The 25,102-nt window shown below is 66.4% G+C and carries 14 protein-coding genes; 4 read left to right on the forward strand and 10 right to left on the reverse strand.

Features of this window, described 5'->3' with window-relative positions:
• Positions 1–39: 39 nt before the first annotated feature.
• From clpB to O0881_RS14045, 8 genes are all read right to left on the reverse strand, one after another.
• Positions 40–2,646 (reverse strand): ATP-dependent chaperone ClpB, encoded by a 2,607-nt coding sequence (gene clpB, locus O0881_RS14010; RefSeq protein ID WP_251351801.1) that lies wholly within the window; start codon positions 2,644–2,646, stop codon positions 40–42.
• Positions 2,647–2,767: 121 nt separating this feature from the next.
• Complete coding sequence (gene moaE, locus O0881_RS14015; RefSeq protein ID WP_289911806.1) at positions 2,768–3,241, reverse strand: molybdopterin synthase catalytic subunit MoaE; 474 nt, start codon at positions 3,239–3,241, stop codon at positions 2,768–2,770.
• On the reverse strand, positions 3,238–5,817 hold the full coding sequence (locus tag O0881_RS14020; RefSeq protein ID WP_289911807.1) for a DUF349 domain-containing protein: 2,580 nt from the start codon (positions 5,815–5,817) through the stop codon (positions 3,238–3,240). Before O0881_RS14020 ends, moaE begins: the two co-directional genes overlap by 4 nt.
• A gap of 215 nt (positions 5,818–6,032) precedes the next feature.
• Positions 6,033–6,686 (reverse strand): hypothetical protein, encoded by a 654-nt coding sequence (locus O0881_RS14025; RefSeq protein WP_289911808.1) that lies wholly within the window; start codon positions 6,684–6,686, stop codon positions 6,033–6,035.
• 116 nt (positions 6,687–6,802) lie between these two features.
• Positions 6,803–9,469, reverse strand: coding sequence for a bifunctional acetate--CoA ligase family protein/GNAT family N-acetyltransferase (locus O0881_RS14030; protein WP_289911809.1), 2,667 nt, complete (start codon positions 9,467–9,469; stop codon positions 6,803–6,805).
• Between the two features lie 118 nt (positions 9,470–9,587).
• On the reverse strand, positions 9,588–10,580 hold the full coding sequence (locus tag O0881_RS14035; RefSeq protein ID WP_289911811.1) for a DUF2804 domain-containing protein: 993 nt from the start codon (positions 10,578–10,580) through the stop codon (positions 9,588–9,590).
• Positions 10,577–11,860: a crosslink repair DNA glycosylase YcaQ family protein gene (locus O0881_RS14040; protein WP_289911812.1), complete on the reverse strand. Its 1,284-nt coding sequence runs from the start codon at positions 11,858–11,860 to the stop codon at positions 10,577–10,579. Before O0881_RS14040 ends, O0881_RS14035 begins: the two co-directional genes overlap by 4 nt.
• Positions 11,861–11,922: 62 nt before the next feature.
• Entirely contained in the window at positions 11,923–13,275 is a 1,353-nt protein-coding gene (locus tag O0881_RS14045; protein WP_289911813.1) for an ATP-binding protein, read from the reverse strand.
• A 165-nt stretch (positions 13,276–13,440) separates the two neighbouring features.
• Between O0881_RS14045 and O0881_RS14050 the strand changes: the two genes are divergently transcribed.
• Entirely contained in the window at positions 13,441–15,585 is a 2,145-nt protein-coding gene (locus O0881_RS14050; RefSeq protein WP_289911814.1) for a TonB-dependent receptor, read from the forward strand.
• A gap of 61 nt (positions 15,586–15,646) precedes the next feature.
• Here O0881_RS14050 and O0881_RS14055 read toward each other — a convergent pair whose 3' ends face one another.
• Positions 15,647–16,315 carry a response regulator gene (locus O0881_RS14055; protein WP_099664720.1) on the reverse strand — a complete coding sequence of 223 codons (669 nt, stop codon included), beginning with the start codon at positions 16,313–16,315 and terminating at the stop codon, positions 15,647–15,649.
• A 23-nt stretch (positions 16,316–16,338) separates the two neighbouring features.
• On the reverse strand, positions 16,339–16,710 hold the full coding sequence (locus O0881_RS14060; protein ID WP_034755042.1) for a YajD family HNH nuclease: 372 nt from the start codon (positions 16,708–16,710) through the stop codon (positions 16,339–16,341).
• Positions 16,711–16,992: 282 nt separating this feature from the next.
• On the opposite strand from O0881_RS14060, the gene O0881_RS14065 reads away from it, so the two are divergent.
• The 3 genes from O0881_RS14065 (at position 16,993) to O0881_RS14075 (ending at position 25,097) form a co-directional block, all read left to right on the forward strand.
• Positions 16,993–20,013, forward strand: coding sequence for a PAS domain-containing protein (locus O0881_RS14065; RefSeq protein ID WP_289911815.1), 3,021 nt, complete (start codon positions 16,993–16,995; stop codon positions 20,011–20,013).
• A gap of 82 nt (positions 20,014–20,095) precedes the next feature.
• Complete coding sequence (locus O0881_RS14070) at positions 20,096–21,322, forward strand: exonuclease SbcCD subunit D C-terminal domain-containing protein (RefSeq protein ID WP_289911817.1); 1,227 nt, start codon at positions 20,096–20,098, stop codon at positions 21,320–21,322.
• A 16-nt stretch (positions 21,323–21,338) separates the two neighbouring features.
• Positions 21,339–25,097: an AAA family ATPase gene (locus O0881_RS14075; protein ID WP_289911819.1), complete on the forward strand. Its 3,759-nt coding sequence runs from the start codon at positions 21,339–21,341 to the stop codon at positions 25,095–25,097.
• Positions 25,098–25,102 lie beyond the last annotated feature (5 nt).

The raw sequence follows: 25,102 nt of genomic DNA on the forward strand, positions 1-25,102 counted from the left end.
CGCCCTGCTTTCACTGCCGGGGTCAGACCCCAAGCAACATTACACCTTGTCCAGCCCCACTTGCGCCCCCGTAAATACGAGGTTGCCGTTCTGGGCGTCGATGCGGATTTCGTCTTTCGGGCCGAACTTGCCTTCCAGAATCAGCTTCGACAGCGGATTTTCGATCTGCTGCTGGATCGCCCGCTTCAGCGGACGGGCGCCATACACCGGGTCGTAGCCCGCCTCGGCGATTTGCTGCAAGGCCGCGTCCGTCAAGCTCAGCGCCATGTCCATGCGCGCCAGGCGTTCTTCGAGGATCTTCAGCTGGATCTTCGCGATCGCGCCGATGTTTTTCTCGTCGAGGCCGTGGAACACGACGATTTCGTCGATACGGTTGACGAACTCGGGACGGAAGTGCGAACGTACCTCGGCCATCACTGCCAGCTTCACGACACCGGGATCATCGCTTTCCATGGCCTGGATTTTATGCGAACCCAGGTTCGAGGTCATGATGATGACGGTATTCTTGAAGTCCACCGTGCGGCCCTGGCCATCCGTCATGCGTCCATCGTCGAGCACTTGCAGCAGCACGTTGAAGACGTCGGCATGCGCCTTTTCCACTTCGTCGAGCAGGATCACGCTGTACGGCTTGCGGCGCACGGCTTCCGTCAGGTAGCCGCCCTCGTCGTAGCCCACGTAGCCCGGCGGCGCGCCGATCAGACGGGCCACGGAATGCTTCTCCATGAACTCGCTCATATCGATGCGGATCATCGATTCTTCCGTATCGAACAGGAAAGTCGCCAGCGCCTTGCTCAGCTCGGTCTTGCCGACACCCGTCGGTCCCAGGAACATGAAGGAACCATATGGACGGTTCGGGTCGGAGAGGCCGGCGCGCGAACGGCGGATGGCGTCAGCCACGGCCGTGATCGCTTCATCCTGGCCCACGACGCGCTCGTGCAGCTTCTCTTCGATATGCAGCAGCTTGTCGCGCTCGCCCTGCATCATGCGCGACACGGGGATACCCGTCGCGCGCGACACCACTTCGGCGATTTCCTCGGCGCCCACTTCCGTGCGCAGCAGTTTCGGCTGGTCAGGGTCGAGTTTCGGGATGCCGCTGTCAGCCTGCTTGAGCTGGGCTTCCAGCTGCGGCAACTTGCCATACTGCAATTCCGACACTTTCTGCCAGTTGCTCTCGCGCGTGGCTTGCTCCATCTGCAGCTTGACTTGCTCGATCTCTTCCTTGATGTGCGTGCTGCCCTGCACCACGGCTTTTTCCGCCTTCAGGATTTCCTCGAAGTCATTGTATTCGCGCTGCAGCTTGACGATCTCTTCCTCGATCAAGGCCAGGCGGCGCAACGACGCTTCGTCCTTTTCCTTCTTGACAGCTTCGCGCTCGATCTTGAGCTGGATCAAACGGCGTTCCAGCTTGTCCATCACTTCCGGCTTGGAATCGATCTCGATCTTGATCTTCGCCGCCGCTTCATCGATCAGGTCGATCGCCTTGTCGGGCAGGAAACGGTCCGTGATATAGCGGTGCGACAGCTCGGCGGCGGCAATGATGGCCGCGTCCGTGATTTCCACCTTGTGGTGCAGCGCATATTTATCCTGCAAGCCGCGCAGGATGGCGATCGTCGCTTCCACGGTCGGTTCGTCGACGAGCACTTTCTGGAAGCGGCGTTCCAGCGCGGCATCCTTCTCGATGTACTTGCGGTACTCGTCGAGGGTGGTCGCGCCCACGCAATGCAGTTCGCCGCGCGCCAGCGCCGGTTTCAGCATATTGCCGGCATCCATCGCGCCTTCGGCCTTGCCCGCGCCCACCATGGTGTGCATTTCATCGATGAAGACGATGGTTTGCCCTTCATCCATGGCCAGTTCCTTCAGCACGGATTTCAGGCGCTCCTCGAATTCGCCGCGAAATTTCGCGCCAGCCAGCAAGGCCGCCATGTCCAGCGACAGTACGCGCTTGCCTTTCAGCGATTCCGGCACTTCGCCGTTGACGATGCGCTGCGCCAAGCCTTCGACGATGGCCGTCTTGCCCACGCCCGGTTCGCCGATCAGCACGGGGTTGTTCTTGCTGCGGCGCTGCAGGATCTGGATGGTGCGGCGGATTTCATCGTCGCGGCCGATGACAGGGTCGAGCTTGCCCTTGCGTGCCCGCTCCGTCAGGTCCAGCGTGTATTTTTTCAAGGCTTCGCGCTGGCCTTCGGCCTCTTGCGAATCGACTTTGTTGCCGCCGCGCACAGCCTCGATGGCCGCTTCCAGCGCCTTGCGGGTCAGGCCGTTTTCGCGCGCCAGCTTGCCGCAGTCGGATTTGTCGTCCGTCATGGCCAGCAAGACCATTTCGCTGGACACGAACTGGTCGCCCGCCTTCTGCGATTCCTTGTCGGCCAGGTTCAAGAGAGCCACGAATTCGCGGCTGACCTGCACGTCGCCGCCCGTGCCCGACACTTTCGGCAAGCGTTCGATGGACGCGCCCAGGGCCTTGGACAGGCCGCCCACGTTGACGCCGGCCCGCTGCAAGAGCGAACGGGCGCCGCCGTCGTCCTGGTTCAACAGGGCCGTCAGCAGGTGGACTGGTTCGATATAGGGATTGTCGTTGCCCACGGCCAAGCTTTGCGCATCGGCCAGGGCTTCCTGTAATTTGGTAGTGAGTTTGTCTTGTCGCATGAAAAGCGCTCCCGGTTAATTAGTTGTTAACCAAATTGGGGTGAGGCAGTACTTTTCAAGCATACACAAAGCAGAAAACCGCTGCATTTGGGCAAATGCTAGCGTGCGCGGCAGATACGATTCAAATGGTGCTTGCTTTTGTCACCCATTTGTCCAGCGCCGTCTCGTCGCTGTCGCGCGCATCGACCCAGCGCGCGCCTTCCGGCGTATCTTCCTTCTTCCAGAACGGCGCTTCCGTCTTCAGGTAGTCGATGATGAACTCGCAGGCGGCGAACGCCTCGCCCCGGTGGGCGGACGAGACGGCCACCAGCACGATCTGCTCCTGCGGCAACAGCGGCCCCACGCGGTGGATCACCAGCGCGCCCGACAGGGGCCAGCGCGCGCGCGCCTGCTCGACGATGGCTACAATGGACTTTTCCGTCATGCCCGGATAATGCTCGAGCTCCATGGCGGCCACGTCCAGCCCCTCGTTCATGTCGCGCACCGTGCCGACGAAGCCGACGACGGCACCCACCTTGGGGTTGCCTGCACGCAATTGTGCGATTTCTTGACTCAAGTCAAAATCAGCTTGCTGGACGCGGACGCTGGTACTCATTTGGCATGCCCTCCGATACGGCGCAGCAGGGTTTCGATGCGGCTGGCCGTGCGCGCATCGGTGGCGGCGGCAATCGCGCACAGCTGCATCAGCTGCGACACTTGCGTGAGCGGCTTCTGGCCCGATTTCAGCGACGATTGCAGCACTTCCACCTGCATTTTCAGGCGGTCGCGGGCAAATTCGGCGCCGCTGTCGACACCGGCGACGATTTCCAGGCGCAAGACTTCTTCGAGCAAGCGGGCCTCGTTGGCCTGCAATTGCTGCACGTAGGCGCAAGCGCCCTCGCCCAGCGCGGCCTGGGCGGCGGCAAAGCGCTGCAGCAGGCTGCGTTCATATTGCGTGTCGAGCGGCGGCAAGGCGCTCCAGCGCTCGCTCCACGCTGACGCGTCGGCATCGGCGCCGCCCTCGGCCAGCGACGCTTCCAGCGATTGCACCAGGCGCAGCTTGTCGCGCAAGGCGTTGGCCTGGGCCGCGCCGGCCCGTTCGGCGATGGCGTCCGCTTGCGCCTGCACGCCGGCGACGGCCGCGTGGTAGCGCTGCTCGATCTTCGCTTCGCTGGCGCGCGGCACGGGGCCCGTGGCGTTCCAGGCGGCGCGCGTGTCGCGCAGCAAGTGATGGATGAAGGCCGTGCGGGACTTGTCGTCGCCCTCGGGCACGACGGCCGTTTCCAGCGTGGCGCACAGCGCTTCGCGCGCATGCAGGTGTTCGCGGCGCTCGTGGTCGGCCGCGTGGGCCGTTTCCTTGCGCTTGGCGAAGATATCGTCGCAGGCGGCGCGGAAACGCTGCCACAGCGCCTGTTCCGCGCGGCGCTCCAGCGGCAGCGCTTTCGCCAGTTCCTGCCATTTATCCTGCAAGGCTTTCAGCATGTCGACCGTGTTGCGCTCCGATGGCTTGAGCAGACCCACTTCGACGATCAATTGTTCGCGGCGCGCCGTCTCGATCTGGCGCTGCGTGTCCAGCGGCTTCGACAGGGCGTCCAGCGCGGCGCCAAATTCCGTATCCAGGCGTTTCTTTTCCTTGCGGTCGATGGTGCCCAGGCGCGTCCAGGCCTGGCGCAGGCGCTGCGAGGCGGAGGCGACATGTTTCCAGTCGGTACTTTCTTCGGCCGCCAGGGCTGCCGTTTCCGCGATCAGTTCCTGGGCCTTGGCCGCGTTGCCGTGACGCTCTTCCGCCAATTGCTTGAAATGCTGGGCCGCCGGCGCATACGCGAGGCTGCAGGCGGCGTCGAAACGTTCCCACAGGGATTTCGGCGCCGGGCCGGACAAGGTATCGAGCGACTTCCAGCGCTCGCGCAGGCTGCCCACTTTCTTGGCCAGCTCGGCCATTGGGAGTTCCTGCGCCGGCAATTCCTCGCCCGCCTTGACCAATTCCTCGCGCGACACGTTGCCGCCCCAGCGCGCCCAGTCGGCCAGGCGCTTGAATTCTCCGCGCACATGGGCCAGGCGGTCCGCTTGCGCAGGCGTCAAGCGGCCATGCTTGCTATCGCGCAAGGTCTTGTCATGCTCGGAAGCCACGTGCAGCAAGCCATCCTGCAGGGCCGCTTCCATGGCGTCGAGCGTCTTGAAGAACTGTTCCGTCGCTTCTTTCGAGACGGGCGCGTGTTCCTGGCGCGGCTTGCGCGGCGCCGGGTCCGCATGGGCTGGTGCGGCCTCTGGCGTTGCCGCCTGCACGGGCGCCGGCGCGCTGGCCAGCACGGCCGCAAATTGCTGCTGCAAGCTGTCGGACAAGGGCGACTCGGGCAGGCGCGGCAGGGCTTGCCATGCGCGCCTCAAGGTATCCACGTCGAGCGTGGCGGCGTCCTGCGCCAGCCATTCCGCCAGCGCGGCCTGGCGCGCGTCGAACACGGCCTGGTGTTGCTGCAGGGCTTGCAGGGCGGACTGCGCCTGCTCGCGCGCCTGGATGAAATCGCTTTCCAGGTGTTTCGGCAAGGAACCGCGCTCGGGTGATTGCGCATGCTGCGCATGTTCCCCGTCCAGGCGGGCCAGCGCCTGCGCCAGCTCGCCGGCGGACTGGCCATTGCTGGCCAACGCGCGCGCGGCGGCGACGGCGTCGATCACGGCGCGCTGCAGCACCACTTGCGCTTCCAGGCGGGCGGCCAGCGCGGCGCGCGCGGCGGCAAAGGCGGTCGCCAGCTCCGGCGTGGCCTTGATGACTTGCCATTGGCGGTCCAGTTCGGCTACCTGGTTGGGGCTGAGCTTTTCATCGTTCAACAGGCGCTGGGCCGTGTCGATGCTGGCCTGGGCGCGTTGCGTCTCGGCAGCCTGATGACGGATCAGGTCGATGCGGCCCTGCATCAGCTTGGCCACGCGGCGGTCCGTGTTGCGCATGGCGTGGTGGACTTTTTCCAGCAGGGGCAAGGCGTGGACGTGTTCGGCCGCGATCAGACGGGCATCGGCAAATTCGCTGGACACGATGAATTCAAAGGCGGCAGCCTCGTCGCCAGCCACGGCATGGGCACGCGCCACCTGTTCGGCGCGGCGCGATGCGCTCTGCGCCGAGGCGGCGGCCTGTTCTGCCACGACAGGGTCGGGTACGGCAGTCTTGCTGGCAGAACGCTTGAAGAGAAATTCGAACATGACGGGTTTCGCGTGGATCAAAACCACCATCATAACAAAGCCCAGGGTATTGCATCGGACAGGACTGAACAAGTTATCAAATGAATAAAGCGAATCTTTTCCGAATCTTTCCCGAATCTTTTCCCTGGATTTTTGCCCTATGACGGTGTGCCAGCCGCCCTCGCGAAAACGCCTCCGGCAAACACCGCCTGGCGGGGTGTGCGCTCGCTACCCGTTCAAGCCTGCGCACGCAGCGGCTGTGCCGGCGCGGGCGGCGCGGACGCGGCACCATCCGCCAGCGTTTCAGCGCCGCCGGCTGCAGGCAAGGGCGCCGGCAAAGGCGCTGGCAAAACAAAGGGCAGCACTTGCGCCTTGCCACGGCGCGCTTCCTGCGCGCGCGCATCGTGGGCGAGGAACTGGTAGGCGATGGCAAACCACGCTTCGCCGACGATGACCTTGCGCGCCAGCGCGAACAGTTCGCGCTCTTCCTTTTCCAGGCGCTGCAGCAAGGCCGCGCAAAAGGCGTCGATGGCGGCGCACAGCTGCTCGGCCTGTAATTCGGAATGGTCGATGGCGGCACCCGCGCGCTGCTGCACGACATTGATGCTTTCCAGCGCCGCGTGGTTCAAGCCGTTCAACTCGTCCAGCAAGCCGTCCGCATGGGGCGCGGCCTGGCGGATGGCGGGAATCAGGTACATCTCCACCTTGCGCCAATAGCTCCCCTGGTACAACCGGTTCAGCCAGTCGCCCGTGTACTGCAGTTGCGCCAAACTGAGCCTGCTTTGCTGGCGCAATTGCACCTGCATGTATTTCTGAAAAGCCAACAAGCTCATGCGGATGCTGGCCTGTTCCACCGACAGGGAAACCAATATATATGTTGCAGTAAGCATGCACTCACTCCCGAAAACGCGCTGGATATGTCATCCTGGAAGTGAAAGTGTAAAGACTACCGACAGGGGCCGGTTTGATCCTGCACAAACCCGCGGCTGGCCAGCCGCGCTTTCTTTTACGGCGCGCGCAAGCCGATATGCAAGTTGACGACGCCCGGCTCTTCCGACGGCGTGACTTCGCCGCCAAAGCTTTTCACCAGCCGCTGCATGCCCTTGTTGCGCGCCATCGCCTCGCCCACCAGCGCTTCCGTGCCCCGGCTGCGGAAATAGTCGACCAGCTTCTCGAACAGGATGTGTCCCAGTCCCTTGCCTTTCAGGGCCGAGCGCACGGCGATGGCGAAATCGGCGTGGATATTGTCCGGGTCGGCCACGGCGCGCACCACGCCCAGGGTTTCCGGCTTGCCGTCCGGACCCGTGTGCGTGGCGATGAAGGCCATGGCGCGGTCGTAATCGATCTGCGTCAGGCGCGCCAGCTGCGACACGGGCAGCTCGCGCATGGACGTGAAGAAGCGCAGGCGCACGTCGTCCGGGTCCAGCGCGTGGAACAGGTCCATGTGCTGCGGCGCGTCCTCGGGGCGGATGGGGCGCAGCAGGATGGACTGGTCCATCCACGTCACCTGCTCTTCCAGCTCCTGCGGATACGGGCGGATGGCCAGGCGGTCGCGCTTCTGGCCCGGCTGCAGGCGGATGCGCGCGTCGAGGGCGATCACGCCATCCGCATCGGCCACCAGGGGATTGATGTCGAGTTCGGCCAGCTCGCCGATGTCGGCCACCAGTTCGGCCACCTGGATCAGGGTGTAGCAGATGGCATCGATGTCGGCCGGCGGCTGGTTGCGGTAGCCGGCCAGCAGCTTCGACACGCGCGTGCGCGCCAGCATGTCGCGCGCCAGCACCATGTTCAGCGGCGGCAAGCCGATGGCGTGGTCGGCCGTCACTTCCACGGCGATGCCGCCCTGCCCCACCAATATCACGGGGCCGAAGGCGGCGTCCGTCGTCACGCCGACGATCAGTTCATGCGATTGCGGCCGGCGCGCCATCTGCTGCACGGTAAAACCGTCGATCAGCGCGTCGGGACGCATGCGGCGCACGCGCTTGAGCATGGCGGCGGCGGCCGTGCGCAGGATGTCGGGCGTGTCCAGGTCGAGCGCCACGCCGCCCACGTCGGACTTGTGCGCGATGTCGGGCGAGTGGATTTTCAACGCGACGGGATAGCCGATGTCGGCCGCCACGGCCAGCGCCTCTTCCACGTCGGCCGCCATGCGCGTGGTGGCGACGGGAATGCCATAGGCGGCCAGGATTTCCTTCGAGCGGCATTCACCGAGCACCGTCTGGCCGGCCGCCAGCGCGGCGGCGACGATTTCGCGCACCCTGGCGCGCCGCGGCGTGGCCGACATGGGCAGCTGCGCCGGCACCTGCATCAGGGTTTCCTGGTTGCGCCGGTACTGCACGATCTGCATGAAGCCATGTACGGCCTTTTCCGGCGTGTCGTAGGTGGGAATGCCGGCCCGGTTGAAGACCTGGCGCGCAGGCGCCACGGTGGTGCCGCCCAGCAGGCACGACAGCACCGTGCGCGAGGTGGCCTTGATCAGCGGCGTGACGGCTTCGGCGATGTCGATCGACGAGACCATGGCCGTGGGCGCGTGCAGCAGCAGCAAGGCGTCCGCCTGCGGCTCGTCGAGCAGCGGCTTGATGGCGTCGGCATAGCGCTGCACGGCCGCGTCGCCGGGCAAGCCCACGGGGTTGTCGTGCGACCAGCCCCGTGGCAGCGCCTTTTCCAGCGCGATGACGGTGTCCGGCGACAGGTCGGCCAGCTTGCCGCCGCTGCTCACCAGCGCATCGGTGGCCATCACGCCCAGGCCGCCGCCGTTGCACAGGATCGCCAGGCGCTCGCCGCGCTGCGAACGGATATGCGTGAGGGTTTCCACGGCGTCGAACAATTCCTCGGCCGAATACACGCGCAGCATGCCGGCGCGGCGGATGGCCGCGTCGTACACGGCGTCGGAACCGGCCAGCGCGCCCGTATGCCAGGCCGCCATGGCCGCGCCTTCCGCCTCGCGCCCCGCTTTCAGGACGATGACTGGCTTGCTGCGCGCGGCCGCGCGCGCCGCCGACATGAATTTGCGCGCCGCCTGGATATCTTCCATGTACAGCAGGATGGCGGCCGTGTCGATGTCGCCGGCCAGGTAGTCGAGCAAGTCGCCGAAATCGACATCGTAGCTGGCACCCAGCGAAATGAACTTGGAAAAGCCCACGCCATGCGCGTTGGCCCAGTCGAGCACGCCCGACACCAGCGCGCCCGATTGCGACACGAAGGCGATCTTGCCGCTGGTTGCGCCCACGTGGGCGAAGCTGGCGTTCAAGCCCAGTTTCGGCACCAGCAGCCCCATGCTGTTGGGGCCGAGGATGCGCAGCAAATGCGGCTTGGCCGCCTTCAGCATGGCCAGGCGCAGCGACTGCTCGCGCACGGGGTCGAGGCCGGACGTCATGACGATGGCCGCGCGCGTGCCCAGCGCGCCCAGTTCGCGGATCAGGGCCGTGATGGTGGCGGGCGGCGTGCAGATGATGGCCAGGTCCGGCGCTTTCGGCAGCTGCGCCAGCTTGCGGTAGCATTTCAGGCCCATCAGCTCGTCATACTTGGGATTGACGGGCCAGATGTCTCCTTGGTAGCCGCCACCGAGCAGGTTGTACAGGGCGATGGCGCCCAGCTTGCGTTCGCGCGCCGTGGCGCCGATCAGGGCCACCGAGGCCGGCTTGAACAGCTTGTCGAGATTACGGATACTCATGTTCTGGCCTCATGGATTGCCGAAGCGGGATTGCCGGAGCGACTACGCGCCAGTGTAAGGGATGCGTTGCCAAAAAAATTTGATCTTGCGCTGCATTTCACGAAAAACCCGCGCGCCCCTACCAGCGCGAGCGGTGGCTTTCCGTCACCCCGGCCAGCTGCGCCACGATGCGCTTGGGAGAGTCCGCGCTGGTGCGCACCCAGCCGCTGAAGGTGCCGATGGGCTGGATGTAGCGGCTGGCGGCGATCCACAGATTCTTATCCTCGCGGCGCGCGCCCTCGGGCTTGAAGTGCAGGTCCAGCAAATCGTCGTCCGTCCACACATGCCACGGCGCCAGCGGGTTGTCGGGATTGAAGTCGAAATGCGCGCGGCCCAGCGGATACAGCTGGCCATCGAGCCACAGCACGTTTTCATGCGCGCCGAAATAGCCGGCCTGCAGGTTGAAACCCAGGTCCAGGCTGTGCGCCGAGGCCCAGCGCCATTCCGTTTCGCGCGCCAGCAAGCCGTTCGAATAATCGAAGCTGGCCACGCCGTCGTCCAAGCTGTAGCCCATGGCGCCGCAGCGCACGCTGCCCCACAAGGGCAAGCCGCCCGACTTTTGCGTCGCATGCACGCTGCCGCCCTCGCCCACGGGCCCCACGGCCAGCAAGGTGGGCGCCACGGGCGGGCCGAATTCCGCATCGATGCCGAAATGGCCGCAATCGAGCAGCAATCGATAGCGCTGCTGGGGCTGGGCCTCGATGGAGATCACTTGCGAGAGGAAGCGGAAACGGCTGCCGGCACCCGCATGCGGCGCCACCGTGGCGCTCAAGCCCGGCACGCCATCCTGCGAAAAACTGGCCACGATCTTGCCCTTGTGGCGGTCGAAGGCATACGCGAAGGCCGTGCTGGTCCAGCCCAGGTCGACGATGGCCACGCCGCAGAACAGCGTGGGCGTGGACAGGGCCACATAATGCCAGCGCTTGTGGTGGAACAGGCGCCAGAGGGCGCCGCGCGCGTGGGGCGGCGCCAGAGCGGCCCAGTCAAACGCGTTCAATTGCCCCGTGTAGCGGCCAAAGCAGGGGACGCCATCGGCGTCGAGCAGCTGGGGAGGAGCCGGTGGCAGCATCATGCGGCCCGCCTTGCGGCAGCGCCGCCGTCGAGCAGGGCCTGGGCCAGCAGCGCGCCGAAGGCTGCCGGCTGCGTCTGCGCAATATCAATATCCGGACAGGCATGCCAGAGCGCCAGGCGCTGCACGGCGCCGGCCACGTCCTGCACCAGGCGGGCACTGAGGCGCACGCCGTCTTCCAGCGCCAGCGACTTGATCTCGAAGCGCCCCTGCGCGCGGTGCGCCTTGGCGTCCAGGCGCCCCACCAGCGCGCCGCGGCGCAAGATCGGCAAGGTGAAATAGCCATAGCGGCGCTTTTCGGCCGGCGTGTAGCATTCGAGCCGGTAGTCGAAGCCGAACAATTCCAGGGCGCGGCGCCGGTCCCAGACGACGGGATCGAACGGCGACAGGATCGTCGTCAGGGTGGGCGCCAGCTTGCCGGCCGCCGCGTCGCGCAACAAGTCCCCATGCCCGGCATGCACGTACACGGCATCACTCCAGCCATCGACCGTGCAGCGCAGCAGCGCGCCCTCGTCCACCAGCGCCTGCAGATCGCGCGCCAGGCTGGCGCGCGACTGCTTCGTGCGGAAGTAGTCGCTGATCCAGCTGGCCCGCGCCAGCCCCAGCGCCTTCACGCTGGCCAGCAGCAGCCGGCGGCGCACCTGCTCCTCGGACGGCAGCAAGCCGTCGTGCCAGTCCGGCAGCACTCTTTCCGCCAGGTCGTAATAGCGCTGGAAATTGTGGCGTTTGGCGATCATCAGCACGCCCGACGTAAACAGCACTTCGAGCGAGCGCTTTTCCGGCTTCCAGCTCCACCAGCCGCCCGCCTGGCCATCCGTGCGCTCGAAGTCGGCCGAACGCGCGGCGCCGTTGGCGCGGATGTGTTCCAGCACCGAAGCGACGGCCTCGCCCTGCTCGGCCATCCATTTGACGGAGTATTTCCAGCCCATGGCGGCCGGATCCAGCATGCGGTGGCGGTACAGGCCATAGTCTTCGATGGGCACGAAGCAAGCCTCGTGCGCCCAGTACTCGAACAGCGCGCCCTCGGCCAGCAGCTGCTCCAGCCACGGCTGCGGATAGTCGCCCAGGCGGCTCCACAGCACCAGGTAGGGGCTGCGCGCCACCACGTGGATGGTGTCGATCTGCAGCACGCCCATCTGCCGCACGGCGGCCAGCACGTCCGCCTTCACGGCTTTCTTGCGCCGCGCTTGCAGCAAGCCCTGCGCGGCCAGGTGCAGCGCGCGCGCGGCGGCCAGCGATAAAGCGGGGGGATCGAAAGGAATGGGCTGGTGTGGGCTGTGCATAACAGAAAGATACCGCATTCTGCACACGCCTTGGGCGTTTTATCGCTATCGGATCGCGCCCGCTACGTTGCGGGAAACACGACCGTCACCGCCAGCCCCCGGCCCTGCAGTCCGGCGCCGAGGATAATCTGCGCGCCATGCCGCTCGGCGATGCGACGCACGATGGACAGGCCCAGCCCGCTGCCGGGAACCTGGCTGCCGCCCAGGCGCACGAAGCGTTCGAACACGCGCGCGTGCCATTGCTCGGCGATGCCCGGCCCCGTATCGGCCACGCGCAGGTAGCTGTGCCCCGCCTCCACGCCGCAGCTGATCTCGATGGCGCCCGGCGCCGGCGTATAGCGCAGCGCATTGTCGACCAGGTTACGCAGCAACACCTGCAGGCTGTCCGCATGCAGGGCGCAGGGCGCCGGCGCAACGTTGACCGCCAGCGACAACTGGTACTGCGCGGCCAGCGCCTGCCACTGCGCCCCCTGCGCTGCCAGCACGTGCGCCAGGTCGCCCGGCGCCAGCGCCGTCTCTGCCTGCGACTGCGGATCGAGCTGCGCCAGCGCCAGCAACTGGTTGACGAGGCGCGTGGCGCGCTCCACGCTGGCGCCCAGGGCGGCGATGAATTCCTCGCGTTCGTCCGCGCTGCGGGCCCGCTGCAGCACTTGCAGATTGGTCTTGATGGCGGCCAGCGGCGTGCGCAGCTCGTGCGCCGCATCGGCCGTGAAGCGCTGTTCGTTGTCGCGGCTGTGCCTCACCCTGCCGAACAGGCGGTTAATTTCCAGCAGCAGCGGATGCAGCTCCGAGGGCGCGCCGTGCACATGCACGTCCGTCAGTTCGTCGGGCGTGCGCGCCGACACTTCGTCGGCGGACGCCTGCAGCACGCGAAACACGCGGTGGATGCTCCACCAGATGGCGATGGTGGCCAACGCCACGAGCAGCAGGCCGAACAGCGCGATGCGGTAAAAGAAGCCGCGGCTGATGTCGTCGCGGTGACTGGTCGGTTCGGCCACCAGCAGTTGCAGGCTGCGCTGCGGGTCCCACAGCGAAAACAGACGCCAGCGCTGGCCGCCGATGCTGGTCCACGACAGGCCGTCCGGCGCGCTGCGCGACAGGGCGATGTCGGACGCCGCGTCGTTGCGGTACAGGACGCGCTGCTGCGCGTCGCGCACCTTGAACAGCAAATACTGGTGGGGATTCGGATGGCCGCGCAGCGGCAGGTCGATGGGCCCCGTCAAGCCATGCTCGCGCGCATCCTTTTCCACCAGCGACAGCAGCAAATGGCCCGTCTCGATCAGCGACTGGTCGAACAATTCCTGGCTTTCGCGGCGCGCTTCCACGTAGACGATGGCGGCGCTGCCCACCCACAGGGCCAGGGTCAGGCCCAGCAGCACGGCCAGCAGGGTGCGCCGCAGCGACCAGCTTTTCACGCCGCCGCCAGCCGTTAAGAATCTCTTAAGAACTTCTGCGCAAGATCCGGAGCGAAATATTTTTTGGGAAGCCATGCCTGCAATTGTAAATGATTCTTATTGCTTTCATGATTCCCATTACCTAAACAATACAGACCAATAATTCATTCACCCTCAGGAGTTTGCATGTCCAACAGCCCCCGCCGCGCGCGCCTGCCGCGTCCCACCACCCTGGCCCTGGCCTTGGCCGCCCTGTCCTGCCTGCCGGCCCACGCCCAGACGGGCACGCCTGCCAGCATGCCGGAAGTGGTGGTTTCCGCCTCCGGTTTCGAGCAGGATATCAAGCAGGCGCCCGCCTCGATCACCGTGCTGACGCGTGAAGAACTGTCGAAGGAACGCTTCGGCAACCTGACGCAGGCGCTGGAAAGCGTGGAAGGCATCGACGTGGGCGCGGCGGGCGACAAGACGGGCGGCATGAACATCAGCATCCGCGGCATGCCCAGCGACTACACCCTGGTACTGATCGACGGACGCCGCCAGAACGCGGCCGGCAATGTCACGCCAAACGGCTTCGGCGGCACGCAGACGAGCTTCATGCCGCCGCTGGCCGCCATCGAACGCATCGAGATCATCCGCGGCCCCATGTCGACCCTGTACGGTTCGGATGCCATGGGCGGCGTGATCAACATCATCACGCGCAAGGTGGGCAAGCAGTGGATGGGTTCCATCTCGGCCGACTACACCTTGCAGGAAGAGTCCGATTTCGGCGACGTGAAAAGCGGCCGCTTCTACCTGAGCGGCCCCATTGCCACCGACCTGCTGGGCCTGTCCCTGCGCGGCAGCAAGCAACGCCGCGATGCAGCCAACATCCGCTACAACGACGCGGCCGGTGCGGAAAATGTGCCGAGCATGGGCGCCAACCCCGTGCGCGCGGACATCGAAAACTTTGGCGCGCGCCTGGCGTTCACACCCAACCGTTTCCATACCGTCATCCTCGACGCGGATGCGGGCCGCCAGACCTACGACAATTCGAAGAAGCAACTGGGCACCTTGGGCTTGCAGGGCGGCTACGGTCCCGAGCAGAAATACAACCGCGACCAGTGGACCCTGTCGCACACGGGCCGCTTCGGCTTCGGCACCCTGGACAGCAGCTACATGGTGAACAAGACGGAAACCCTGGGCCGCACGATTCCGCCAGGCACGCCAGGCGCCGTCGCCGGCAGCGCGCGCACCCTGGAAGTGGAAAGCCAGGTGTTCGACACCAAATTGGTCCTGCCGTTGGGCAAACACATGGCCACCGTCGGCGCGCAATGGTGGAAAGCGGAAATGACGGATGGCGTGGCGCCAAAGAAATTCGAATTCACGCAAAAAGCCCTGTTCGTGGAAGACGAATGGCAGGTGCTGGAGAATATTGCGCTGACCTTCGGCGCCCGCTATGACGATCACAGCATCTTCGGCGGCCAGACCAGCCCCCGCGCCTATGCCGTGTGGAACGCGACGCCAAGCTGGACCGTCAAGGGCGGCGTCAGCAAGGGCTACAAGACGCCGCGCGTGGAACAATTGTCGCCAGGCATCAACGGTTTCGGCGGCCAGGGCACGATCCCCCTCGTCGGCAGCCCGAACCTGAAGCCGGAAACGAGCACGACGACGGAAATCGGCGCGTATTTCGACAACCTGGCCGGCTGGACCGCCAGCGGCTCCCTGTTCAACAATGCATTCAAGGACAAGATCACGACGGGCACGGGCCTCGTCAACTGCGATTACCGTCCCTCGCCGAACCGTCCCGGCTGCGTCAGCTTCGGCAACTGGCCCAACGTCGATGCGTTCGGCCAGTCGGTCAACGTGGATGAGGCCGTCACGCGCGGCGTCGAGCTGAATACGCGCTTCCCGTTGGGCAAGACCTTGTCGGCCAGCGCCAACTACACGTACACGGAAAGCGAACAGAAGAGCGGCAGCAACGCCGGCAAGCCCCTGAGCGACACGCCCAAGCACGCCGTCAACGCGCGCCTGAGCTGGGATATCTCGCGCGAATGGAACGGCTGGCTGCGCGCCGAGTACCGCAGCGAACGCTTCCGCGATCCGGGCACCTCCGCTTCCACGCGCGCCGCCAAGGCCGCGCTGGGCGACTACAAGGGCTACACCATGTTGCACCTGGGCAGCAGCTACCAGCTGAGCAAGCGCGTCACCCTGAACGCGGCCGTGTACAACCTGCTCAACAAGGACTTCGTCGACTACCAGCCGTACCGCGCGCCAACGTTGACCTACGCCAACCGCTATGTCAACAGCCTGGACGGCCGCCGTCTGTGGCTGTCGGCCACCGTCGATTTCTGATGCGCTAATCCAGCCGCATCATCGATGCCAACGGGCTGCCTCAGGGTAGCCCGTTTTTCCATCAGGCCGCTTGCGCTTTATCAATGCAATAACCGATCGCATGCACGGTGCGTATCAAGTCCCGCCCCAGCTTCTTGCGTAGGTGGTGGATATGCACTTGCACGGCATTGCTTTCCACTTCATCGCCCCAGCTGTACAGGTTTTTCTCCAGCTGTTCCCGGCTCAGCACCCGGCCGCCGTGTTCCAGCAGCAATTGCAGGATGCGAAACTCCTTCATCGTGAGCATCACGGGCAATCCCCCTTGCGTCACCTGCCGATCCGCGATATCGAGCACCAGGTCGCCGTGCACGAGGTGCTCGCGCAGGCGGCCCGCGGCGCGCCGGCAGGCGCTGCGGATGCGCGCGGCCAGTTCGTCGAGGTCGAACGGTTTCACGATGAAGTCGTCGGCGCCCGCGTCGAGCCCGGCGATGCGCTCGCCCACCTGATCGCGCGCCGTGACAACCAGCACGGCGCCGCTGTAGCCATTGTCGCGCAGCACGCCCAGCGCCTGCATGCCATCCTGTCCCGGCAAGCCCAGGTCGAGCAAAATGCAGCCATAGTCGTGCAGACGCACGGCCGTGTGCGCATGTTCGGCGCTCGTGACCCAGTCGACGGCGTGGCCGGCCTGTTCCAGGCCGATCTGCGTGGCGCGGCCCAGCTGCGGGTCGTCTTCGGTCAGCAAGATGCGCATGGGGTGGGAAGCGGACGGGCCGCTCAGTCCTTTTTCTTGATCAGGCCAGCGAGCGCGGCGAAGGGATTGTGCGTGGCGGGCGCCACCTCGGCCGACAGCAGGCCGGCGCCACGGTCCGCTTCCAGGTAGCGCGAGTGCTCATTGTCGTGGCAATACAGGCACAGCAGTTCCCAGTTGCTGCCATCGGGCGGATTGTTGTCGTGGTTGTGGTCGCGGTGGTGCACCGTCAGCTGCTGCACGTTGGCGCGCGTGAATTCGCGCATGCAGCGGCCGCAGACCCACGGGTACATCTTCAGCGAACGCTCGCGGTAGCCGCTCTCGCGCTGGTCGGCGGCGCGGCGCGCTTCAGCCACGATCTTGTCCAGTCTTGCCGCGTCGGGCTTTTTACTCTGCATGACAACTTTCGATATGGGAGGAAGAAGCATCCATTTTAATGAGGATGGGGGCGCAATTGTACTTTTTCTGCCACGGCGCCAGCCCGTGTCGCCGCCGGCGTGCTTTTTTTAGCGTGCGCGGCACCACGGCTACTTGATTTAAAGCAAAATAAGGCCAGCGACAGACCGCGAACAGACGATGGCAGCGGCGGCAACACGCTGACGCGCAAGGCGGCCGATTTCGGCTATCATGCGCGCCACGCCGCCCCTCCCCTTTTCCATGAATATAGCCTGCAAGCGCCCGTGATAGCGATAACAAGACCCCTGCAACGCCTTGCCCGCCGCCTGTACCGTCTCAGCCTGGTGCCCCTGTTCGCGCTCATCCTGCTGCTGGCGCTGTGGGCGGCCGTCTTTTACCAGGTGGGCCAGGAGCGGGCCAGCGCCGTGCGCGACGCCGTGGCCGTCAGCCAGTCGCTGGCGCGGACCCTGGCCGACCATACCAGTTTCACCCTGCGCCAGACGGATCACGCCACGCAATTGTTCAAGCTCAAATACGAGGAAACGGACGGCGGCCTGCGCCTGAATGAATTCACGCGCCGCCAGGGCCTGCTCGACAGCGTGCTACCGTCGAAACTGGCATTGCCGATCGCCCTCGTCGATGCGCAGGGCAATGTGCTCGACAGCGCCAACGCCTACCTGCCGGAAAACCTGGCCGGCCAGGCATTTTTCAGGGCGCTGGCCGCGAATGCGTCCGACACGGCCCTGGTCGACACGCCCATGCTCGACGCGGGCGGCAAGCACTGGACCATCCGCCTGGCGCGCCGCCTGAACGATGCGCAAGGCCGCTTTGCCGGCGCCATCGTCATCCTCGTCGACCCCACGTATTTTGTCGACGACTACGACCGCCTGAACCTCGATGAACAGGGCGCGCTGATGCTGGTGGCGCGCGACAGCGGCCTGACGGCGGGGCGCATCGGCGAGCAACTGATCCTCAGCGACCGCATCGACTTCCGCATGCCGGGACCGCCGCAGCACGCCGCCGGAGAATTGCTGATCGAGCCGCCCGTCGACGCGACGTCCCGCATCTACAGCTACCACGAGCTGCCGCGCTACCCGCTGCTGGCCGTGGTGGGCGTGAGCCGCGCCGTGGCCCTGACGCGCTTCGAACACCGCCGCCTGATATATGTCGGCGCGCTGCTCGCCGCCAGCGTGCTCATTGCCGGCTTTACGACCCTGCTGATGCGCCAGAGCGCGCGCCTGCGCCGCAGCATCCGCCAGGCCACGGAAACGCAAGCCTTGCTGCGCGCGGCGCACCAGGGCAGCCTCGATGCCGTGCTGCTGCTGAAAGCCTGGCGCGCCGCGCCGGGCAAGCCGGTGGAAGACTTCACCTTTGCCGACATCAACGAGCGCGCCGCCGACATGCTGGGCAAGCCGCGCTCCGAACTGCTGGGCCAGCGCGTGCTGCCGCTGATACCGCTGCTGCGCGGCGAGCGTTTCTTCAAGCGCTTCGTGCTGGTGATGGAAACGGGCCAGCCGCTGGAAGATGAGTTCGAACTGCCGCTGGCCTCGGGCGGCACGCGCTGGCTGCGCCACCAGGTGGTGCCGATCGCCGACGGCGTGGCCGTCACCTCGCGCGACATCAGCGCGCGCAAGCACGACGAACTGGCGCTGCAGGACAACCGCAGCTTCCTGCAGTCGCTGATCGACCATTTGCCCGTGCTGGTCTACGTAAAAAGCGCGCGCCCGGAAAATTTCGGCCAGATGGAAGTGTGGAACAAGGCGGCCGAGGACATCACCGGCCACCTGGCCGCCAACGTCATCGGCAAGACCGATTGCCAGGCCTTCCCGCCCGACTTCGGCCTGCACGACGCCGAGGACGACCGCGCCATCCTGGCCGAGCGGGGCGTCATCGACCATACGGAAAAGCCGTTGCGTCTGTTCGATGGCAGCCTGCGCTACCTGCGCGCCGTCTCCGTGCCCGTGTTCGACGAGCGCCAGCAGATCGAACATATCCTGTGCATCGCCGAGGATATCTCGCAGCGCCGCCAGCAGGAACTGGAACTGCGCCAGAAACAGGCCGAACTGGCCGCCGTCAACGACGCTTCCCCCCTCGGCCTGGTGCGCCTGGACCGCCAGCGCCGCTGCACCTACGTCAACCGCACCTTCGAATCGATCACGGGCTTGCCGCGCGCGGCCGCCCTGGGCGCCGGCTGGACCAGCGCCCTGCACCCGGACGACTATCCGCTGATGCACGTGGCGCTGGAACAACTCACGCGCAGCCATGCGCCCTTCCAGTCCACCCTGCGCTGCCTGCACCGCGACGGCAGGCTGGTCTGGGTCTCCGTCAAAATTGCCCCCATCCTCATCGACGGCCGGATCGAAGGCTACGTGGGCAGCCTGGACGACATCACCATCCTGCGCGAATCGGAAGTGGCGCTGCTGGAAAGCGAAGCGCGCCTGCGCACCATCGCCGACACCCTGCCGGCCATGATCGCCTACATCGACGCCGACCAGGTCTACCGCTTCCTGAACATCGCCTATGAGCGCGAATTCGGCCTGACGGGCCGGCAAGCGCTGGGCAAGAGCGTGCGCGACACGGTGGGCGAGGCGCGCTACCGCACGGTGGCGCCGTACATCGAAAGAGTGCTGGCGGGCGAAACCCTGAGCTTCGAGGAAGAAGACGACAAGGAAGGCATCGAGCGCTGCCTGGAAGTGATCTACATCCCGCAGATCGGCGAAGACAAGCTGCAGGTGGTGGGCTTTCACGTGATGCGCCAGGATATCACCGTGCAAAAGCGCGAAAAACAGCGCCTGCTGAAACTGGCCCAGGTCGATGCGCTGACGGGTTTGTCGAACCGCGCCGGATTCCAGCAAAAACTCAGCGACGCCATGCACGCAAGCCGCCAGCATCAGCACCTGATGGCCGTCATGTACATGGATATCGACCGTTTCAAGCCCGTCAACGACACGCACGGCCACGGCACCGGCGACGCGCTGCTGCGCGCCTTCGCCCAGCGCCTGACGCAAACCATGCGCGTCACCGACATCGTCGCCCGCCTGGGCGGCGACGAATTCACCATCATCATGGAACAGATCACCCGGCCCGAGGACGCGGCCGTGCTGGCAGAAAAAATCGTCGCCGCCATGCAGCAGCCGTTCGAACTCGATGGCATCACCGTGCGCATTTCCGCCAGCATCGGCCTGGCTTTCTACCGCGACGAAGACATCCCCCCTGCCGTGCTGCTGCAGCGGGCCGACGTGCTGCTGTACAAGGCCAAGCAGGATGGCCGGAATACCTATCGCGCCGGGATGCAGACGACTTGATTTAGCCGCTGGCGCATGGCGCGGGTCTGACCCCTATCATTCCTGCTATATTGGCGCCTGTCTTCCCTACCCTTGGCCCACCATGCGCCTGCTGCACACTTCCGACTGGCATCTGGGCCAGACCCTGCACAATTACGAGCGGGGCTACGAGCACCAGCGCTTCCTCGACTGGCTGCTCGACACGCTCGTGGCCGAAAAGGTCGACGTGCTGCTCGTTGCCGGCGACGTGTTCGACAACGCCAACCCGTCGGCCGCCTCGCAAAAGCAGCTGTACGTCTTCCTGCAGCAGGCGCGGGCGCGCCTGCCCGCGCTGCAGCTGGTCGTCGTCGCCGGCAACCACGATTCGGCGGGACGGCTCGAAGCGCCCGGCCCCCTGCTGGCCGCGCACGGCACGCACGTGATCGGCCATCTGCTGCGCGACGAAGATGGCCAGATCGACCTGGAGCGCCTGCTGCTGCCTTTGACGGGCGCCGATGGGCAAGTGCAAGCCTGGTGCCTGGCCGTGCCCTTCCTGCGTCCCGGCGACGTGCCGAAACTGCCGGCCGGCGATACCCAGGACGCCTACCTGGGCGGCATCGCCCTGCTGTACCGCCAGCTGGCGGACCTGGCGCTGGCGCGTCGCCAGCCCGGCCAAGCCATCGTAGCCATGGGCCACTGCCACATGGTGGGCGGCGAAATGTCGAACGATTCCGAGCGGCGCATCGTCATCGGCGGCACGGAAATGCTGCCGTCGGGGATTTTTGACGCCGCCATCGCCTATGCGGCGCTGGGCCATCTGCACAAGGCGCAGGCCGTGGGCGGCCAGGAGCATATCCGCTATTGCGGCAGCCCGATTCCCCTGTCCTTCGCGGAAGTGCACTACCGCCACCAGGTGCTGTGCCTGGACATCGATGGCGAACAGCTGCGCGAAGTGCGCGCCATCGAGGTGCCGCGTGCCGTGCCCCTCTTGCGCGTGCCCGCCACGCCGGCGCCCATCGACGAGGTGCTGGCGCAGCTGGCCGCCCTCGACGTGCCCGCCGCAGCACCGGAAGCGCAGCCCTTCCTGGAAGTGCGCGTACGCCTCGATGCGCCGGAACCGGGCCTGCGCACGCGCATCGAAACAGCGCTCGACGGCAAGCAGGTGCGCCTGGCGAAGATCGAAACGTCGAGCGCCGCGCGCAGCAGCGCGCCCGAGAACATGACGCTCGACCAATTGAGCCAGCTGCAGCCCGACGACATCTTCCGCCGCCTGTACCTGCAAAAATACGGCAAGGAAGCGCCGCCCGAACAACTGTCGGCCCTGGCCGAACTGCTGCTGCCCGGCGCCTGACGGTACCTGAAGAACCATGAAAATACTGAAAATCAGCGGCAAGAACCTGGCCTCGCTGGCAGGCGAATTTGAAGTCGACTTCCAGCAAGAGCCGCTGGCATCAAGCGGCCTGTTTGCCATCAGCGGCCCCACGGGCGCGGGCAAGAGTACCCTGCTCGACGCCCTGTGCCTGGCCCTGTACGACGCCACGCCGCGCTTGCTGAAGGTGCTGGGCCGGGGCAGCGCCCTGCCCGACGTGGGCAAGGAAACCGTCAACGCCCAGGATACGCGCACCCTGCTGCGCCGCGGCACGCCGGACGGTTACGCGCAAGTGGACTTCGTCGGCAACGACGGCGCAAGCTATCGCGCGCGCTGGAGCGTGCGCCGCTCGCGCACCCGGGCCGAAGGGGCGCTGCAGGCGACCGCCATGAGCTTGCACCAGCTGCCCGCGCTGCAGCCCATCGGCGGCACCAAGACGGAAGTCAAGGAAGAGATCCAAAAGCGCATCGGCCTGTCCTTCGACCAGTTCACCCGCGCCGTGCTGCTGGCGCAGAACGAGTTTTCCACCTTCCTCAAGACGGAAGACAATGAACGGGGCGAATTGCTGGAAACCCTGACGGGCAGCAGCATCTATACCGACATTTCCATGCGCGCCTTCGAGCGGGCAAAAAAGGAAAAGCAGGTCCTCGAACGCCTGGGCGAAAAACTGGCCGACCAGCGGCCCCTGTCGCCGGACGAACGGGCCGAGACCGAGGCGCTGTGCGGCGCTGCCGACACCACCCTGCAAACCATCGACTTGCGCAAGGCGGTGCTGGAGCTGCAGCAGCGCTGGCACCAGGAGACGCACAAGCTGCAAAGCCAGATAGCGGCGGCGCAAGAGACGCTCAATGGCGCGGATGCCGAACGCACCTCGGCCGAAGCGCGCCGCACGGCGCTGGCGCAGTGGGAATTGCTGCAGCCGGCGCGTCCCCTCATCGACGATGTGGCGCGCCTGACAAACGACATCGCAGGCACCGGCGCCGCGCTGGAAGCGTCGCGCGCGCAGGCGGCGCAAGCCGTGGCCAGCGAAACGCAACTGACCGCCAGCGTGCAGCTGGCGGCGGCGGCCTTGCAAGCCAGGGAAGCAGCGCAACGCGACGCGGCACCCAGGCTCGATCAAGCCAAGGCGCTCGATGCCGGCATTGCGGCACACTTGCCTGGCCACCGCCAGGCGCAGGATGGCGCGCTGGCGGCGGACCAGGCCAACGAAACGGCGCGCGCCACCTTGCACGAGCTGCAGCAGCACCAGCACGCCATGCAGGCGGAGCAGGAAACGGGCCGCCTGTGGCTGGCGTCGCACCAGCACTGGCAAGCGCTGGCCGCGTCGTGGCAATTGTCGGACCAGCTGTTCGCCCAGGCCGGCCAGGCGGCCGCGCAAGCCGATGCGGCCGACGCCAGGGCGGCCGACGCGGCGCAACTGGTGCGCGCGGCAAGCGTCGCGGACCAGGAGGCACAGGCCGCGTTGACGGCGGCCGCCGCCACGCTCGCCAAGCACGATGCGCAGCGGCGCGAGGCGCAGTGCGCCGTGCAAGCCATCGATGGACTGCTGCTGCAGCAACAGCGCGGCCAGCTGGAAGACCATGCGCGCCAGTTGAATGCGGCGGAAAAGACGTGGACCGAGCTGGCGCGCAAGCAGCAGGAACTGGCGCACGGGCAAGCGCGGGCCGCGCAACTGTCGCTGGCGGCGCAGGCGGAAAGCGCGGCCCTGGCGATGGAGGGGGCCAGGACGGCGCCGCTGGAAGCGGGCCTGGCGCAGGCGGAAAAATCCCTGAAGGGGGCGGAAGCGGCATGCGCGGCCAGCGTGGAGCAACTGCGCGCCACCTTGCAGGACGAGCAGCCCTGCCCCGTGTGCGGCGCGCTGGAACACCCGTACACCCACGCCGACCACGCCTTGCAGGCAATGCTGGCCAGCTTGCAGGACGAAGTGCTGGCTTGCCGCGCGCAGGCGCGCAGCAATCTGGAGCAGCTGGCCACGCACAAGGCGGCGCTGGCCGCGACCGCGCGCGAACAGGCGCAGACGGATGCGGAACTGGCCATCCTGCCGCCCGCCATCGACAGCTTGAACACGCAATGGCAGCCGCATGCGGACACCCTGCACCTGCCGCCGGCAAACCAGCGCGCGGACTGGTTCGCGCAGCAGCTGGCGGCCAATGCGGCAGCCCTGCAAGCGCTGGCGCAGCAGGAGGCGGCGCTGCGCCAGGCCGGCGCGCGGCGCGAGCAGGCGCAGGCGGCACACGAACTGGCCGGCGCCGAACACGCGCGCTGCACAAGCGCCGTCGCCGAAACGCAGACGCGTCTGGCGCAATTGCAGGCACAGCAGGCGGCCAGTCTGGACAAGGCGGAAACGTCGCGCGGCACGCTTGACGGCTTGCTGGCCCAGCTCGATGCCGCGTTTGCCGACGTGGAAGACGCCGAAGGCTGGAAAGACAGCTGGCGCGCCGGCCCCGCCGCCTTCCGCGCGGCGCGCGAAACAGAAAGCCGGCAGTGGCTGAAACAGCAGGCGGATCAGGATCAGCGCGGCCACGCGCTGGCGACCCTGGCCGCGCAGCTGGAAGCGGCGCAGCTGGCCGCCGGCAAGGCACGGCAAACGGCGCAGGAATCCCACGCCGCCTTTGCCGCCGCCGACAAACAACTCACGGCACTGCAAACGGAGCGCAACGCGCTGTGGCAGGGCCAGAGCGTGGCCGAGGTGGAACGCAGCCTGGCGGCGGCCATCGCGCAGGCCAAAGACCAGTTGGCGCAGCAGCAGGCGGCGGCCCACGCGGCCAGCGCGCAGCGCACGCGCCTCGACGAAGCGTGCGCGCAGTTGTCGCAGCGCCTGGCCGCCCTGCGCGAACAGGAACACGGCGCCACCGTCGCCCTGCACGACTGGCTGCAGCAATTCCGGCAGCGTCACTCCGGCCACGCGCCCGCCACGCTCGACGAGCTGCGCGCGCGCCTGGCCATCTCCATGGACGCCATGCGCGCCGAGCGCGATGCCCTGCAGGTGATCGCCGACCGCCACACGGCGGCCGTTTCCGTGCTGGCCGAACGCCGACAGCAGCTGGCGGCCCACGTGCAGCAGCCGCCGGAGGCGCTGGAAATGGACGAGGCCGTGCTGCAGACAGCGCTGGAATCGCTGGGCGCCGAACGCCAGGCGGCCAACCAGGAAGCGACGCGCTTGCGCCTGGCCATCGCGCAGGACGACGCCAGGCGCCACGGCGCGCAGGCGATGCTGGCGCAGATCGAGGCGCAAGCCGTCATCGAGCGGCGCTGGGCCAGCCTGAATGAATTGATCGGCTCGGCCGACGGCAAGAAATTCCGCAATTACGCGCAGCAGTTCACGCTGGAAGTGCTGCTCGGCTATGCCAACGCGCACCTGAACCACCTGGCGCGCCGCTATCAGCTGGAACGCATCGACAACCCGAACAACCCGTCGCTGGGCCTGATGGTGCGCGACCAAGACATGGGCGGCGAGCTGCGCTCCGTGCACTCGCTGTCGGGCGGCGAATCGTTCCTCGTCTCGCTGGCCCTGGCGCTGGGCCTGGCCTCGCTGTCCTCGAACCGGGTGCGCGTGGAATCGCTGTTCATCGACGAGGGCTTCGGCAGCCTGGACACGGAAACCCTGCGCGTGGCCATGGATGCGCTCGACGGCTTGCAAGCGATGGGCCGCAAGGTGGGCGTCATCTCGCACGTGCAGGAAATGACGGAGCGCATCGCCACCCGCATCCTCGTGCAGCCTGGGTCCGGCGGCAAGAGCGTGGTGACGGTGCGCTAACGCAA

The sequence above is a fragment of the Janthinobacterium sp. SUN100 genome, from assembly GCF_030397705.1.
Classification (GTDB): Bacteria; Pseudomonadota; Gammaproteobacteria; order Burkholderiales; family Burkholderiaceae_D; genus Janthinobacterium; species Janthinobacterium kumbetense.

Coding starts and splice junctions, on each gene's coding strand:
- O0881_RS14035 (WP_289911811.1), bottom strand. CDS start 10,580: ATGATGCTGCCACCGGCTCCTCCCCAGCTGCTCGACGCCGATGGCGTC.
- O0881_RS14040 (WP_289911812.1), bottom strand. CDS start 11,860: ATGCACAGCCCACACCAGCCCATTCCTTTCGATCCCCCCGCTTTATCG.
- O0881_RS14060 (WP_034755042.1), bottom strand. CDS start 16,710: ATGCAGAGTAAAAAGCCCGACGCGGCAAGACTGGACAAGATCGTGGCT.
- O0881_RS14055 (WP_099664720.1), bottom strand. CDS start 16,315: ATGCGCATCTTGCTGACCGAAGACGACCCGCAGCTGGGCCGCGCCACG.
- O0881_RS14070 (WP_289911817.1), top strand. CDS start 20,096: ATGCGCCTGCTGCACACTTCCGACTGGCATCTGGGCCAGACCCTGCAC.
- O0881_RS14050 (WP_289911814.1), top strand. CDS start 13,441: ATGTCCAACAGCCCCCGCCGCGCGCGCCTGCCGCGTCCCACCACCCTG.
- O0881_RS14020 (WP_289911807.1), bottom strand. CDS start 5,817: ATGTTCGAATTTCTCTTCAAGCGTTCTGCCAGCAAGACTGCCGTACCC.
- O0881_RS14025 (WP_289911808.1), bottom strand. CDS start 6,686: ATGCTTACTGCAACATATATATTGGTTTCCCTGTCGGTGGAACAGGCC.
- O0881_RS14075 (WP_289911819.1), top strand. CDS start 21,339: ATGAAAATACTGAAAATCAGCGGCAAGAACCTGGCCTCGCTGGCAGGC.
- clpB (WP_251351801.1), bottom strand. CDS start 2,646: ATGCGACAAGACAAACTCACTACCAAATTACAGGAAGCCCTGGCCGAT.
- O0881_RS14030 (WP_289911809.1), bottom strand. CDS start 9,469: ATGAGTATCCGTAATCTCGACAAGCTGTTCAAGCCGGCCTCGGTGGCC.
- moaE (WP_289911806.1), bottom strand. CDS start 3,241: ATGAGTACCAGCGTCCGCGTCCAGCAAGCTGATTTTGACTTGAGTCAA.